The following is a 15,122-nucleotide window of genomic DNA, read 5'->3' as shown; positions in this document are numbered from 1 at the left end:
TTTTAAAACACAGCTCCTATGCTGAGGCTTATAGGTGCTCCGCCTTGCAGTGTGATTCTAGCGTGTTTGTCATCTTGAAATCTCGTGCTTGTATAGGCGATATAGCCTACTCTCATATCAAAATATTTATAATTAAATCCCACAAACACTCGTGCATCATCAATCAATCCACCCTTATTATACACCCCACCCAAGGCTATCCAATCATTATTGATATGATATTTTACTCGCCCAAAAAATGGAAACTTCACACCCGTAAAGCCCTCTGCAAAATACCCCTTTGTTTGATAGTCATAATTGAGCTTACTCCAATCAAAGAGATTCCATACATTGCTTAAATCCCCACTTAGCATTGCATCTTTAACCTTCTCAACAAACTCCGGCTTCAAAATGCTCTCCACATACGCCAAATCAGCCGAATCAATGTGATTTGCCTTGCCATTATGGGAGAATTTCACACTTTGCGTGCCTATCCCAGCCCCAAGCTCAAGGCTCACATACTGCATAGGACGCAGCAAAAAACCAAGTGTCAAATCAAGCCCAGAGACTTCTGAAGTATTGTAATTTATTTTTTGTTGCTATAAGTGTTAAAATTCACATTATAGCCTAGAGCCAAACGCCATTCAAATGCTTTGTAAGATTTTTGTGCAGATTCCCATTGAGATTTCTCTTAGATTCTAGCTTGGCTTCCTGTCTAGATTCACTTGTAATAGAATCTCCAAAATGCCAAGATTCAAATTCTTGCTCATCGGCAAACACATAGCCTACAATCAGCATTCCGCATAAGACAAGCTTTCTCATAATTCCCCCCCCCCCTTTTTTTTTAGAATCTTGCTTTATTTTCTAGCCACACATCACAATTTTACGCCAACTCAAAGCCCACAAAATCACAACACGCCATCATATCCCTACTCATAAGCCTTAAGTGCTTCACACGCCTTTTTATCGCTTTTAAACAAACATTGTCTCTGCAAATGCTCATATTGCTCTAAATGCTCTTTTGCCCTTTGCTCTTCTTTTGCCTTTTCTATGGCTTTTTGTTCTCTATACTGCTTCATTTGAATTTGATTAACCACATACATAAATACGCAAATAAAAATGATAAGTAACACATCAATTTTTTTGAGCCTTTTTAGCCTATCACAGAATCTACACGCCATTTTTTTACCTCCATTTTTACCCCATTGTTTTGCTTTTTAGCTTCTCACGCAAAAAATTCATAATACTCATAAGCACATCGTCCCAATCCTTGCTTGGTGCTTGGATACTCTGCTTTGTGCTATCCATAAAAGTAAAGGTAATATTCTGCCCATAGTGCATAATCTGCTTTAAGCCTAACGCATTTGCTAACACCTTAATGCGTATAAGCTCAATAAACGCCAAACTCACATCATCAAGCTTCCCAAATCTATCAAAAATTTCAGATTCTATCTCACTGGCTTCTTGTAGATTTTCACAAAGTGAAAGGCGGCGATACAGCTCCAAACGCAGAGTATCACTTGCGATTAAGCTAGGGTTAAGATAGGCATTTAAACTCAATTTTAAATCACATTGTGCTTGTGTAATATTCCCCTTGCCGCTAAGATAATTAATACATTCTTCTAACATACGCAAATACAGCCCATAGCCGATATTTTTAATATGTCCGCTTTGTGCCTCTCCTAGCAGATTCCCACCACCGCGAATTTCTAAATCATAATAGGCGAGATTTTCCCCACTGCCAAGATAGGAATTTTTCTCTAATGCACTCAAACGCTTTTTAGCTTCAGGCGTAATTTGTTCCATATCCTCTAGCAAAAAGTAACAAAAGCCTTGTTTATCCCCACGCCCCACACGTCCGCGTAGCTGATGTAAATCCGCTATGCCAAATCTATCCGCCCTAGCAATGATAATGGTATTAGCATTAGGCAGATGAATGCCAGATTCTACAATGCTCGTGCAAAGCAGCACATTATAAGCATTATTAGCAAAATCAAGCATAATCTGCTCACTCTTAGCATTCTCCACTTGTGAATGCAAAATAGCAATTTTAATCTGCGGAAGAATCTGTTGCAACTCTTTTGCTCTTTTTTCAATACTTGCGATGTTATTATGGATATAAAACACCTGCCCACCGCGTCTTATCTCCCGCAAAATAATCTCTTTTAGCAACGCATTATTACTCGTTTTGATAAAAGTCCTAACAGGGATTCTAGCCATAGGGGGAGTCTGCAAAGAGCTAAGAGACTTAATCTGTGAGAGTGCCATATTGAGCGTTCTAGGGATAGGCGTAGCACTCATACTAAGCAAATGCGTATTGGCACATAGCTCTTTAATCTTTTCTTTTTGCTTAACACCAAATTTATGCTCTTCATCAACCACAATTAGCCCAAGATTCTTAAATCTCGCTCCAAGTAATGCGTGTGTGCCGACAACGACTTGTATCTCGCCTTTTTCCAAAGATTCAAAAAGTTTTTTTTTCTCATTTGCTTTTAAGAATCTATCGCACCTTGCTATGCGGATATTATGTGGGGCTAAACGCATTTGTAAGGAATGAAAATGCTGTGCAGATAAAAGCGTTGTAGGCACAATCATCATCGCTTGAAAGCCTGATAAAATAGTAGCATATATGGCATTTATCGCTACTTCTGTCTTGCCAAAGCCCACATCACCGCTTAAAAGCCTATCCATCACTTTACCAGAGCTTAAATCCGCATAAATCTCTTTGATACTCCGCTCTTGGTCTTTTGTAAGGGTAAATCCACAAGTGCTTTGAAAATGTAAAAGCTTAGGATTATCTGTATCAATTTTTACCCCTTGCAAAAGGTTGCGTTTTGCCGCAAGCTCAATAATGCCATTGGCAATTTCTAGTAGTTTTGTTCTTACCTTTTGCTTTAATTTAGCAAAGCTCCCCTTGCCTAGCCTATCTAGCATTGGTATCTGTCCTGAATCTGCCACATATCTATCAATCATATTGAGATTTTCAACCGGCAGTAAAAGCTTATCCTCGCCCTGATAGGCTATTTCAATAAAATCTCTTACCACACCGGCTACTTGAGCTTGTTTTATCCCCTGAAAAATCCCCACACCATAGTCATTATGCACGACATATTCACCTTGCGAGATTTCATTAAGCTTTAATGTGGGCTTTTTGTGCTTGGTTTTTGGTGTGAAAGTATTAAGCGATACAATCAGCTCACTTGGCGTGATGAGATTGACTACCGCAGTTGAATGCTTAATTTTGACATTTTCAAAACTTTTTATATCTACATCAAAGGCTTTGAGTTTAATATCATTGTGCGTGATGATTGTGATTTGCCTTTTAGTGTGGGTTTGCAGCATTGAAGGAAGATTTTGGGGTAAGAATACAATATCATCATAGCCTTGCTGTGATTCTAAGATAGGCAGTTGCTGTAAAGATTCAAAGCTTATTGCTTGCTCCATTGTGTTAAGCGAGTAGCTCTCTTGTGCTTCTTGCAAAGATTCAGGAGATAGAATTGTTTTAAAATTTAAAGGCAAAAAATGTGCATTTTCATTTAAAAACCAGAATCCAAATGAAGCAATATCCTTATGAAAACCATCAAATGTGCTTTGGGCAACATTCTCTTGTATATCCTTATTTTGCTTTTCATTTAAGCAAAAAAGGGCAGGTGTAATCTCAAGGCTATTTATCTCATTTGGGTTACTTAACTGCGTATGAATATCAAACTCGCGGATACTTTCAATCTCATCATCAAAAAACACAATGCGATAAGGAGATTCACAATGGGGCATAAAAATATCAATAATATCGCCTCTAAAGCTCACCTCCCCTTCTAGCTCCACAACCTCAACGCACTCATAGCCATATTCTAAGAGCCGTTTTTGTAGCTCAGGCATTTTATAGATTGCGGATTGCTTAAGCTCAAAGCTCTGCAAAATCTCTGCCTTTGGCAAGGCATACAATACACTAGAGATGGGAGAGATGAGAATCTTTGGCGATTTTGCCGCATAAAAAAGTCGCAATACGCTTAAAGATTCTAAAAATTCTTCCCTAAACGCACTTAAACCATCGCCATAGACAAAACGCATCTCCGGCAAGATAAAAGGCGTAATTTCTCCATTAAATCTAAAAAGCTCTAAGGCACTTTGAGCTTCCTTATAATCCTTTGTTAATAGAATCTCATAAGCAAATTGCCCTTGATGAAGAAGTCTATACAGGCAAGATTGTATCAACTTCTCCCCTTGCTATTTATCTTTTTTAGGGAGCTCTAATGATGAAATGTCAGCCTTTGAAGCTTTAGGGTCTTTTGCCTTACTCTCACCCATAAACACACCTTTGCGTTCAATGATAAATTCAGCCACCTCAACGCTACCTTCAACGCGTCCTTGAGGCTTAATCTCAAGCACATTAGCAGTTACATTACCGATAAATCGTCCGCTTACAATCAAAGAGTTAGCCCGCACATCACCACGCACTACACCACTTTTGCCAACCATTACCACATCTTTAGCGTGGATATTCCCCTCAAACTCACCATCAATATGCAAACGGCAATCTGTATTAATTTCTCCCTTAATCCTTGTGCCTTGAGCGATAATAGTCGCGCCTCCACCACCACTAGAACTTACTCCATCAAGCTGTTTATTGTCGCTAACAAAGATTGCCATGCTACACTCCTTTCTTTTTCAAAAATTGAATCAAAGTTACTCATCTTCCATTCCATAAAGTTTTTAGGATCAATAACATTACCTAAAAACCTTATTTCATAATGAAGATGAGGACCCGTGCTTTGTCCTGTATTGCCACTATAAGCGATAAGCTGTCCTCGTTTGACAAACATTCCTTTTTGCACCACTATTTTATTCAAATGAGCATAATAAGTCATAAACCCAAGTGAATGATCTATTTTAACCAAATAACCATAACCGCCGGTTGAAAAACTCGCCGCATTTACCACACCATCAGCTGTGGCATACACAGGAGTGCCAATAGATGTGGCAAAATCCACGCCTGTGTGTAAATGCCTTGTAAAAAACAGCGGATGCACTCTATAACCGTAATCTGCGGAGATTCTATTATAATGTTCCATAGGATAACCATTTGGAACAAATTTCATAACAAACGCCTTTTGTGTCCCGCTTAAAGACGCCGCATCAATGCGATGCTCCAAATTATTCTGTTCTCCTTCAGGCACTTCAGTAGAAACACCTATAATACTCTCCAAATCCCCGACACGATTATCAACTTCGGTAATTTCTTCCATTCTTTGCTCTATTTTGATATTCAAAGCCTCATTTTTAGCAAGCATTTTTTTATAACGCTTAGCGATATTTTCATTTAAAATCGCCATTTTTTTAATCTCTGCACTAAAAGTTTTAATTGAAATCACACCAAAAGCCATAAGTGTGATAACAAAAACAATGGCATACAAGGCAACTTGCTTAAAAATAGAGCTAACATTAAAATAACGCGACCCATTTTGGTCGGTTATCATCAAAACAAGGCGACTTTTTTGTGCTTTCATTCTATGATTAGTAAGTCAAAATATTTTCTTCGCTTTGGTAGCTAATGCGGTAATTTTTAAGCTGAATAATATCATCTAACGCCCACACAAGGCTTTTCCAATCAATGGCACTATTGAGTGCTACTGCGGCAAAATTCTCACTATCCCAGCTTGTATATTTTGCCACCTCAAGTGTAGAATCAATAAAACGCAAATCATAATATAAATTCGCACTTGAAGCACTATATCCTATAATCTGCCCTTTAGTAACAAAATCGCCCTTTTGCACAACAACTCTGCCCAAATGTCCGTAGTTTGAAGTAAATCCGTAAGAATGCCGAATCTGGATTCCATAGTTTTCATTCCCCGCTACACGCACAGAGTCAATAATCCCATTTGCTGTGGCATACACAGGGGAGATTTTAGCAAGACTATAAACTAAAGCCCCCTTGCTTGGAAAAGTCTGGGTTGCAAACTCATCAACCGGATTGCCATTAGGAATAATCTTTAAAATCATATCTTTTTGCAATGACGAAAGAGAATCTAGGTTAATATCTTTATTATTATGCATCCCATTGCTGTGTTTGCGTATATTAACAATGCTTTCTAGCTCATTAATCTTGCTGCTTACTTTCATTAGCTCACTTGTTTTGTAATCAATATTGCGTTCTAGCTCACTATTTTTTTCATAAATACTTTGGAAACTCTCACGCACCTTCGTGTTATTTGCCAAAATGACTTCAAGCTCACTCATTAAAAAATGTGCCAAAATAAAATACAAAATCACCACCGACACAATGCCTATGCCCGTAAATAATGCAACCTTTTGCACCAAACGATGCACACTAAATTGCTTTGAGCCATTATCATCAATAATAGAAATCACTAATTTATCTTGCACTGCACTTCCCCCTGTCTTGTTGTCATTGTATATTGTTGTAAAAATTCCTGTGCTACGCTAAAAGAACCAAAGATAAGATAGGTTTCACTCTCACTCATCGTAGCTATGTCAAAGTCCATAAACGCGATTTGCAAAGATTCTAGAATCTTAACCAACCTTTGCCTTGGGCAAATTCGCGAATTCTGCACGGATAATATTAAAACTTTCTTAATATTTGGCAAAAGTTCGCGTAAAATCGCCCTAATGTCCTTTTCAATGTAGCTATTATACACCAAATTGACCTTTTTGTCACCCAAAAAAGCCCTTAAAGCCCTAGCTCCATCAATATTATGCCCCACATCAAGCACAATATTTTTTGCCAGAATCTCACAGCGTCCGCGTAAAGACAGCCTACCAAGCGTTGCAAAATCAAATTTCATTCCAAAAAATGCCAAAACACGCAGAGCATTGCTAAGATTCTCCCGCAAAAACATAGGCAAGTTATATCGCTCTGCGTAGTCATAAAAAGCTTTTTTTTGCTCTCCTAGAATCCTATCCATTCCCTCCCACAAGGCACACCGCAGAGCTTTTTGTGAAGCAATCTCTAAAGCAAGATTTTCTACTTCCTTATCATTTTGCCTAGCGAGTATTGTGTGTCCGCTCATCGCTTTAAGCTTTGTCTTCGCAATTTGCTCTATATTTTCACCTAGCATCTCTTGATGATCTAGTCCAATGAGTGTAAAAACACTCACATTTGCTAGAATTACAGAAGTGGAATCAAACTCCCCACCAACCCCCGCTTCTAGCACCAAATATTCATACTCCATTCCCAGCACAAGGGCTAAAAATGTCGCGTATTCAAAATAACTCGCCTCACGCACAGATTCTATCGCCCAAAGTTTTTGATGAATAGATTCAAGCCTTGATTGTGGAATCTCCCCTCTAAAATCCCCACGACTTACAAAAAATCGCTCATTAAAATTAAACAAATGCGGAGAGCTAAAATGCAGCACACTTTTTTTATACTGCTCTAACCCCATTGTGATAAATCGCCCCGTGCTGCCCTTGCCATTTGTGCCAATAATGTGTATCACCTTACACTTTGTGCCAAAGTACTTTTCAAAGCCAAAAATAGGTGCAATAGCATCATAGATTCTTTTAGCCCTGCTTGTATCAAATGGAGCGTATTCCGCCCCCTTGCTTATTAAAACTTCATTAAGAGTTGGCATTTAAGAATCTTTAGATTCAATGCTAATATGTGAATTATGCAACTTGTCTCTTAAGGTGCTATTGAGCTGCTCTAATGTCTCAAACTCTCTATACTCAAGCACTTCAGCACTAAACCCAAAAGTAAAAAGCACCCCTTGGTAAGAGAATTTCTGCGTTTGAAGCCGCTCTTTAATAGGCTCAATCTTTTCAAGCACTTGCTCTTTTTGTTCTTTTATCATCACGGCAAAGCCATTTTGATAATGCCCCACAAGTGTAGCTTCTTCTAACGCCTCAAGGCACATTGTTTTTAGAATCTCCATAGCTTTATTGATTGCCTTATCCTTATCAAAATCAGCCTTTTTCTCCACAAACTGCAAATGATTAAGCTTAAAAATCACAATACATCTTTGTGCCATCTCATCTTTAAGAAACGCACTTTGAATCTCCTTAATCCCCAAAAGTCTCTCAATCTTTTCAAGCAAATATACATCAACAAGATTTTCAGGGTGCATAAGCAACACTGAAGAAAGCTCCAAAGCTTCCTTGCTAACTTTCCCATTCTCTGTTGGGGTGCGAAGAATAAAGGCAAGTATTCTAACAAGCTTTCTTAAAACACCAGAATGCACCCCAGATACCCTAAAACGCCGCCAATAATTAGCAAGTTTCTTTGTGCCTTCAACTTTGTTTAATCCACCAATGCCAAAAAGAAAAGAGAATCTTTGCTTAGCATTAATAGAAAAAATATCACTCACACACCCAAGCAATAAGCGATTAAGATTCTTAAGCTCCCTTATATGCTCTAGATTCTGCGTTTCTTTAGAATCTTTTAGCATTGTAGAGAGTATATCAATAAATTCATCAGGACTTTGAGCCTTTTTTAGCTCAAGCTGCAAGGGCTTATCAAACTTCTTAAGCCATTGCTCCTGCCAGTCTAAATCCTTAGCCCACACAGAATCCTTTAAAGACTTTTCTTTTTTCACCACTTCATAAAATGCCTCAAAATACGCACTAGGCGTTGGTGGCTTTTTTGATATATACAAGCGTTGCAAAGCCTTGCGTGAAATCTCCTCAATTCTCATAATAAAACTCTCCATAATAAGCTATCTGTGAAATAAATTTATCAAGGGCTTGATTTGTAGCATTAACAATAGATTCCAAACGATATTGATCAAGCACAATGGTTGAAGAAAAATCCGCACTATAATCATAAAATCCCGTGTTTGTAACGCTAAAATTCACACCTTGAGTGCTCCTAAACTCAATCAACAAGGTAACATTTGTGCGATAAAAGCTCACAAAGCCCTGCTGATTATATGCAATAGGCGTTTGTGTGATACTTTGGATATTAATATCAAGGAAGCTTTGTGCCTCTTGTTTGCCTTTAAGCTTACTATGAAAACGCTTGATGATAGCATTATTGACCGCATCTTTTACGCCCGTGCCAGATTCAGGCACAGAAGGATTAATACGCACTTCCACATACACGCCATCATTAAAGATATTATGCGAATAATGGCTCACAGGCTTATACCCACAGCCACAAGCCCACAACCCCACGCATAATATGAGAATCGACTTGAGATAATGCATTACTTCACCACAAGATTCACAAGTTTATTTGGCACGATAATTTCTTTCACCACACTCACATTCTCTAGCCATTTTGCCACACTTTTTTTCGCCTTTGCAAGTATCTCATCATTGCTTAAGCCTAAGGCAAGTTCAATTTCAGCGCGTTTTTTACCATTAATGGTAACCGCATAACACACACTTTGCTTTTGTAACGCCGCAGAATCCACACTGATAGGAGCAAAATTTGCCCTAGCAAAAAGATTATTGCTTAGCTCCCAGCAAATATGAGGCACAATAGGCTCTAAAATATGAAGTAAAATAAAATAGCCCTCCGTCCATACCTGCGGATTTTCTTGCTCATTCAACGCATTAAAAGCCTCCATACTTGCAGCAATAAGTGTATTAAATGCATAACCACTTTGCTTTTTACTAAAAATATCATTACTTTTTTGCAATGCCCCATACACCTTAACCCTAGCATATTGCTCCTGCTTTGATAGCTCACTATGGGTAATTATAGGCTTTTTCTCGCAGGTTAAAGCATTACTCGCCCTTTCCCACAATCGCTTCAAGAATCTAAACGCCCCCTCCAACGCACTATCATTCCACTCTAACTCACGCATAGGTGGTGCAGCAAAAAGTATAAACAGCCTTGCTGTATCTGCCCCATATCGCGTGATAATATCATTTGGATTGACTACATTGCCCTTAGACTTACTCATTTTTGCACCATTTTTTAGCACCATACCCTGAGTAAGGAGATTCTTAAAAGGCTCATTGATATGCACATAGCCCAAATCTCGCAGCACTTTTGTAAAAAATCTCGCATACAGCAAGTGTAAAATGGCGTGTTCAATCCCGCCGATATACTCATCAACATTCAGCCAATACTCCAAACTTGCCTTATCAAAGGCTTGTTTTTCCCACAATTCCCTTGGTGTGGTATAACGCAAAAAATACCAGCTTGATTGGATAAAAGTATCCATCGTATCACTCTCTCTTAAAGCCTCTTTGCCACATTGCGGACATTTGCAAACTTTCCAAGTAGGGTGCTTATCAAGCGGATTGCCCTCTCCATCAATCACCACATCTTCAGGCAAGATAACAGGCAGATTCTCTATCTTTTCAGGCACAATGCCACAGGATTCACAATGCACCATAGGGATAGGCGCACCCCAATATCTCTGCCGTGAAACGCCCCAATCACGCAAACGATAATTAATCACGCCCTTGCCTAACTGCCTTTTTTCAAATGTAGCAATAATTGCCTCTCTTGCCTCCGCACTACTTTTGCCACTAAACTCGCCAGATTCTATCAAATAGCCATCTTCGCACATTGGGCTATCAAACTCTATAAAATGAGATGCCTTAGAATCTTGCTTCTCTTTTACAATCACACATTCTAAAGGCAAACCATACTTCTTAGCAAACTCAAAATCCCGCTCATCGTGCATAGGCACACTCATCACCGCCCCACTGCCATAATCCATAAGCACAAAGTTTGCCACCCACACAGGAATCTTTTCTTTCGTCAATGGGTGAATTGCGTAAATCCCTAAGTCAAAGCCGATTTTCTCACTTTGAACGCGTTCTCTTGCGGCGGTGTTTTGAATAGCTGTAATAGATTCTATCACTTCCTTTGAAAGCTTCTTTTTAGCGATGAGCTCCTTTACAATGGGGTGTTCAGGTGCCACCGCACAATATGTAACACCAAAAATCGTATCAGGACGCGTAGTAAAAACCTCTAAGTCTTTTATACTAGATTCTAAAGTAGAATCTAGCTCTAGCTTAAAGCTTAAGCCTTTTGACTTCCCTATCCAATTTCTTTGCATATGAAGCACTTGCTGGGGCCAATGCCCTTCTAGCTCATCTAATCCAGTGAGTAACTCATCAGCATACGCTGTAATTTTTATATAGTATTGAAACATCAGCTTTTGCACCACAGGCGTATCACATCGCCAACATTTCCCTTCAATCACCTGCTCATTTGCTAAAATCGTCTTATCATTTGGGCAGTAGTTTAAATACGCCTCTTTGCGGTATATAAGCCCTTTTTCCCACATTTTTATGAAAAATTCCTGCTCAAAACGCGTATGGATAGGATCACTTGTCGCAAACTCCTGTTCTTTTGAAAAGCTAAGTCCAAGCGTTACAAGCTCCTTTCTCATTGTGTCAATATTGCTATAAGTCCAAGTTTTTGGGTGAGATTTATGCTTGATAGCGGCATTTTCCGCAGGCATACCAAAAGCGTCCCAGCCCATAGGGTGCAGGACATTGTAACCACTCTTGCGATAGTGTCTTGCCAACGCATCGCCTATGCAATAATTCCTTACATGTCCCATATGGATAGCCCCACTTGGATAGGGAAACATACTCAAAATATACTTTTTTTGCTTGTTTGAATCTAGCGATATTGAATCTGGCTCAAAGCTGTGATTCTCCTGCCAAAACTCCTGCCATTTAGATTCTATTATCTTTGCTTCATACCCTTTTTGCATACCTTAGCCTTTTGTGAGATTTACCTTATAATGTAAATTGTAGAAATGAAATCCGCATTATAAAAAAAAAGCTTAAATCACATCATAATAACTCTAGCTTACTACACCCATTCCCCTTAAGCCTATAATAATCATCTGCACACCCATCGCCACAATAAAAACAAGTGCTATGCGTGAAAGCACATACAGCACGAGCTTCCCTGCATAACACTAAGCATGTATTCAAAGTAACTCAAGTCAGAATGTTCCATTCTTTTGATGACAAGAATTTGAAAAAAGGACAAAATTAAAGGCACACCGCAGAAAATGGCAATAAGTGCAAGAGTAGGCATTACCAACCAGCCTAAGAAAAACTCAAGTGTGCCTTCAGCTTCTGGATGTTCTTTTTTTGCTCACACTAATAGCCTTTAATTTTTTAGCCTTTTTCTTAGAAATCTTTTTATCAGGCATTTTAACTCCCTTATATCTTTATTAAATGCTAAGTAGAGAGTGGTTAAGATTACCTAGCTCACCTTAGCAAAATGAGCTAAGCTTGAATAAATCTTAACCATACCGACCTCCTTTGCTTAAAGTAGGTCGCAAACTAGAGAGGTGCAACTCTCTAGTGCAACCTCTACTATAATTATACAAAATCAAAGATTTTTTCTCTAATGGTTTTTAGCTGTCAAAGAAGAAGCAAACGGTCTTGATTCTTAGCTAAACTCCATATTTATCCTTTTTTGATTTTTGGTGTATCCTTGGCACACGCCACACACAAGCTTTAGTTTGCCAAAAACACCAAAGAAAAAAAGAAGACTCACGCTATGGAAAAGCACCACAAGTGCGACCAAGTGAGGTAGAAATGGAATAGAGATGAGCGGCGGCTAGGGAGGGTGGTTATTTTAGTGGGTTCAAAAAAAATAAAAGCATATTTTTAGGGGGGGGGGTGCGGGGTCTCCCCGCAAGTTGTGGGGTCTGGGGATTACTTCCACAGCAATATGTGGAAAGGTAGTTTTCCTGTTGTTGTATTTCATATTTGAAACCGCTATTTAAGTTTGTGATTAAGTTTTTTTCTTTAGAATACGCTTTCTTTTTTCTTGTAAAAAAAAAGAAAGGGCGTATTAGATGAATGGCGACAATAAAAACAAGGGCACAAGTGAGTTGGAGAAGCTTTTAGGCAAAACAAAAACAAACGGAAATGATAAAAACTTTGCATCAGCAAATATTGCTGGTAATATGGGGAAAAACAAGGGACAAGACAATAAGAAACAACATCAAAAGAGTAAAGATGTCAGTGGATTAGAAAAACTTTTGGGGAAAGATGAAAGAAAAGGTGTTGATTTAAGAAGCTCAACATTGCAAATCCCTGTTCCTAAAAGAAGTGAGGGGGATATAGTATATGACAAAAACACGCCAGATCTCTCCCACTTAAAGCACAATGGCGAAATTATAGAAGTGGAAATAAAAAAATTAATTCCTAACCAGAAACAAATGAGGGCTGGATATGAGAATGGATTTTTCTCTAAAGAAGCAAGGGAAATTATTGAGCGAGATCTTTCAATCAAAGAGCTTGCAACGAGCATTAAGGCAAATGGCTTGTTACAGCCTATCGCTATATATAGTATAGGACACGAAGCGCAAGTGCTTTATGGGCACAGGAGAGTGTTGGCTCATATTCTTTTAGGAGAAACTAAAATTAAGGCAATACCCATCTCTTTAAATGGGATTGCAAACACAGACAAGGATTTTTTAATCAAAAATATAAGTGAAAACCTTGTAAGAGAGAAATTGTCACCTATGGAAATGGCTCGTGTATTTAATGCCCTATTAGAGCATTATTATCTCAAAGACATACAGGAAAAGCTTGGCATTTCTATTTCGCACATATCGGAGATTTCCGGGCTTATAAAACTACACCCAGACATACAAAAACATATAGACACACAAAAAGAGCCAAAACTCAATACGATTCTACTTATTACCCTATCAAAAAAGACAAAACCCCTTCAGCTCAAACTATTCAATGCCTTTGTAAATGGGGAAATGAGCGAAAAAAAGGTTATAGAACACGCCCAGATCACAAGCACAAGAGCTAAAAAGAAAAAAGTTTCTTACTTTTGTAAAAATATCCAATTTGGAAACAAAGCTGTGGCTGAAACTATAGAAAAAAATAAAGAAGAATTTGCTAATAGATTTGATATTTTTTTAAAAGAATTTCTAGCCGAAAAAGGATTTTATATTAAACCTGAAATAGCTAAAAAAATTGACGAGCCAAAACAAGAAACACAGCAGGAGAATACGCAAGAAGCTACGCTATTTTCTGATGAAAACAAACAGGAATAACTCCTAAAATACTGCTCCTATAGTCAAACTTACAGGAGCTCCACCTTGCTGTGTGATTCTAGCATATCTATCATCTTTAAATTTTTCGCTCGTATAAGCAATATTCCCACTCTCATATCAAAATATTTGTAATTAAAGCCCACAAACACTCTAGCATCATCAATTAATCCGCCCTTATTATAGCCCCACCGATATAAGTAGTCCAATTATTATTGATGTGATAATTAAATTTAGCTATAAAAGGGAATTTAAAGGTTGTATAAATCCTTCTGAAGCATAAGGCTTGCCCTGATAGTCATAGTTTAATTTGCTCCAATCAAATAAATCCCACACATTGCTTAAATCCCCTGTCATCATCGCATCTTTAACTTTTGCAAAAAACTCTGGCGTTAATAGGCTTTCTACATAAGCTAAATCCACTGGATCTGGCTCTGTCTTTTTGCCATTATGAGAGAATTTAGCACTCTGTGTGCCTACACCAGCCCCAAGCTCAAAGCTAAAATGTCGTGTTGGGCGAACTAGGAAGCCAAACACTCAATCAAGACCTGAAACCTCCGAATTGTGATAATTGATTTTTTTGTTGTTATAGGTGCTAAAGTTTATATCATAGCCTACGCCAAATCTAAACTCAAACCTCTTGAATGGCTGAATATAATCAGGCTTTACCTTTTGTGAAACATAATCATATTCTAAATCATCTGCGAATATAGGGCTTACAAATAACAATCCTACAAATAATAGGCTTTTTTTCAGCATAGATTCTCCTATTTTTTTGTTTTTGACAATATACCTAAAATATGATTGTGTTTTCAAGTGGAGCACACAAGCCTTTTTAGGACTTGGCGTGAATGGAGGATTAGAGGATTAATCCTCTTCTTCTTGTGTTTTTTGTTCTTTTGTGGTGTTGTTAACCTTATCAAGCACAGAATCAAGTCCATTTAGGAACTTTTGATACTGCTCTTCAGACATATTTTTAACCTTATCAATGATGTCCTGCGTGCTTTTGTTATTGATAGCTTCTTCTAGCTCCTCAGCACTTGGAGAATATTCTGTATTTCTCTCTACATTTGTTGCAACTATGCCATCTTCACAAGCTTGTGGTTGTGAAGCTCCAAATGCCACTCCAAAAGTGGCTATCAAAAGAAGGGATAATGCTTTCTTTTTCATATTCGCTCC

The 15,122-nt window shown here is 38.2% G+C and carries 15 protein-coding genes and 1 pseudogene; 1 reads left to right on the top strand and 15 read right to left on the bottom strand.

Annotated features, from left to right (window positions below):
• Nucleotides 1-2: 2 nt before the first annotated feature.
• The 12 genes and pseudogenes from HCCG_RS10125 to HCCG_RS12035 form a co-directional block, all read right to left on the bottom strand.
• On the bottom strand, nucleotides 3-533 hold the full coding sequence (locus tag HCCG_RS10125) for a hypothetical protein (RefSeq protein ID WP_002957445.1): 531 nt from the start codon (nucleotides 531-533) through the stop codon (nucleotides 3-5).
• Nucleotides 534-606: 73 nt separating this feature from the next.
• Nucleotides 607-801: a hypothetical protein gene (locus HCCG_RS10120; protein ID WP_002957444.1), complete on the bottom strand. Its 195-nt coding sequence runs from the start codon at nucleotides 799-801 to the stop codon at nucleotides 607-609.
• A 107-nt stretch (nucleotides 802-908) separates the two neighbouring features.
• Nucleotides 909-1,160, bottom strand: coding sequence for a hypothetical protein (locus HCCG_RS10115; RefSeq protein ID WP_002957442.1), 252 nt, complete (start codon nucleotides 1,158-1,160; stop codon nucleotides 909-911).
• Between the two features lie 16 nt (nucleotides 1,161-1,176).
• Entirely contained in the window at nucleotides 1,177-4,194 is a 3,018-nt protein-coding gene (gene mfd / locus HCCG_RS10110) for a transcription-repair coupling factor (protein WP_002957441.1), read from the bottom strand.
• A gap of 12 nt (nucleotides 4,195-4,206) precedes the next feature.
• Nucleotides 4,207-4,629, bottom strand: a complete 423-nt coding sequence (locus HCCG_RS10105; protein ID WP_002957440.1) for a bactofilin family protein — start codon at nucleotides 4,627-4,629, stop codon at nucleotides 4,207-4,209.
• Entirely contained in the window at nucleotides 4,587-5,486 is a 900-nt protein-coding gene (locus HCCG_RS10100; RefSeq protein ID WP_002957439.1) for a M23 family metallopeptidase, read from the bottom strand. The genes HCCG_RS10105 and HCCG_RS10100 overlap by 43 nt, the downstream gene beginning before the upstream one ends.
• Before the next feature lie 7 nt (nucleotides 5,487-5,493).
• Nucleotides 5,494-6,366 carry a M23 family metallopeptidase gene (locus HCCG_RS10095; RefSeq protein WP_002957438.1) on the bottom strand — a complete coding sequence of 291 codons (873 nt, stop codon included), beginning with the start codon at nucleotides 6,364-6,366 and terminating at the stop codon, nucleotides 5,494-5,496.
• Complete coding sequence (locus HCCG_RS10090; protein ID WP_002957437.1) at nucleotides 6,351-7,574, bottom strand: folylpolyglutamate synthase/dihydrofolate synthase family protein; 1,224 nt, start codon at nucleotides 7,572-7,574, stop codon at nucleotides 6,351-6,353. The genes HCCG_RS10095 and HCCG_RS10090 overlap by 16 nt, the downstream gene beginning before the upstream one ends.
• On the bottom strand, nucleotides 7,575-8,633 hold the full coding sequence (locus tag HCCG_RS10085; protein WP_002957436.1) for a hypothetical protein: 1,059 nt from the start codon (nucleotides 8,631-8,633) through the stop codon (nucleotides 7,575-7,577). It abuts the gene before it with no gap.
• Nucleotides 8,623-9,144 (bottom strand): LPS assembly lipoprotein LptE, encoded by a 522-nt coding sequence (lptE, locus tag HCCG_RS10080; RefSeq protein WP_002957435.1) that lies wholly within the window; start codon nucleotides 9,142-9,144, stop codon nucleotides 8,623-8,625. The genes HCCG_RS10085 and lptE overlap by 11 nt, the downstream gene beginning before the upstream one ends.
• Nucleotides 9,144-11,624 (bottom strand): leucine--tRNA ligase, encoded by a 2,481-nt coding sequence (gene leuS / locus HCCG_RS10075; protein WP_002957434.1) that lies wholly within the window; start codon nucleotides 11,622-11,624, stop codon nucleotides 9,144-9,146. Before leuS ends, lptE begins: the two co-directional genes overlap by 1 nt.
• A 93-nt stretch (nucleotides 11,625-11,717) precedes the next feature.
• Nucleotides 11,718-11,825 (bottom strand): annotated as a pseudogene (locus HCCG_RS12035) (MarC family protein); the annotation flags it as partial.
• A gap of 903 nt (nucleotides 11,826-12,728) precedes the next feature.
• Here HCCG_RS12035 and HCCG_RS10070 point away from each other — a divergent pair.
• On the top strand, nucleotides 12,729-13,946 hold the full coding sequence (locus HCCG_RS10070) for a ParB/RepB/Spo0J family partition protein (protein ID WP_002957432.1): 1,218 nt from the start codon (nucleotides 12,729-12,731) through the stop codon (nucleotides 13,944-13,946).
• A gap of 234 nt (nucleotides 13,947-14,180) precedes the next feature.
• Here HCCG_RS10070 and HCCG_RS10065 read toward each other — a convergent pair whose 3' ends face one another.
• From HCCG_RS10065 to HCCG_RS10055, 3 genes are all read right to left on the bottom strand, one after another.
• Nucleotides 14,181-14,480, bottom strand: a complete 300-nt coding sequence (locus tag HCCG_RS10065) for a hypothetical protein (protein WP_002957430.1) — start codon at nucleotides 14,478-14,480, stop codon at nucleotides 14,181-14,183.
• Complete coding sequence (locus tag HCCG_RS10060) at nucleotides 14,481-14,702, bottom strand: hypothetical protein (protein ID WP_014666973.1); 222 nt, start codon at nucleotides 14,700-14,702, stop codon at nucleotides 14,481-14,483.
• 108 nt (nucleotides 14,703-14,810) lie between these two features.
• Nucleotides 14,811-15,122: hypothetical protein (locus tag HCCG_RS10055; protein ID WP_230197945.1), on the bottom strand; the 312-nt coding region annotated here is incomplete at its 5' end.

Source organism: Helicobacter cinaedi CCUG 18818 = ATCC BAA-847 (assembly GCF_000155475.1).
Lineage (GTDB): Bacteria > Campylobacterota > Campylobacteria > Campylobacterales > Helicobacteraceae > Helicobacter_C > Helicobacter_C cinaedi.
Note: the sequence above shows the minus strand (reverse complement) of the source record. Positions and strands in the feature narration are given on the sequence as shown.

Coding starts and splice junctions, on each gene's coding strand:
- HCCG_RS10115 (WP_002957442.1), bottom strand. CDS start 1,160: ATGGCGTGTAGATTCTGTGATAGGCTAAAAAGGCTCAAAAAAATTGAT.
- leuS (WP_002957434.1), bottom strand. CDS start 11,624: ATGCAAAAAGGGTATGAAGCAAAGATAATAGAATCTAAATGGCAGGAG.
- HCCG_RS10085 (WP_002957436.1), bottom strand. CDS start 8,633: ATGAGAATTGAGGAGATTTCACGCAAGGCTTTGCAACGCTTGTATATA.
- lptE (WP_002957435.1), bottom strand. CDS start 9,144: ATGCATTATCTCAAGTCGATTCTCATATTATGCGTGGGGTTGTGGGCT.
- HCCG_RS10070 (WP_002957432.1), top strand. CDS start 12,729: ATGAATGGCGACAATAAAAACAAGGGCACAAGTGAGTTGGAGAAGCTT.
- HCCG_RS10100 (WP_002957439.1), bottom strand. CDS start 5,486: ATGAAAGCACAAAAAAGTCGCCTTGTTTTGATGATAACCGACCAAAAT.
- HCCG_RS10060 (WP_014666973.1), bottom strand. CDS start 14,702: ATGCTGAAAAAAAGCCTATTATTTGTAGGATTGTTATTTGTAAGCCCT.
- HCCG_RS10120 (WP_002957444.1), bottom strand. CDS start 801: ATGAGAAAGCTTGTCTTATGCGGAATGCTGATTGTAGGCTATGTGTTT.
- HCCG_RS10090 (WP_002957437.1), bottom strand. CDS start 7,574: ATGCCAACTCTTAATGAAGTTTTAATAAGCAAGGGGGCGGAATACGCT.
- HCCG_RS10105 (WP_002957440.1), bottom strand. CDS start 4,629: ATGGCAATCTTTGTTAGCGACAATAAACAGCTTGATGGAGTAAGTTCT.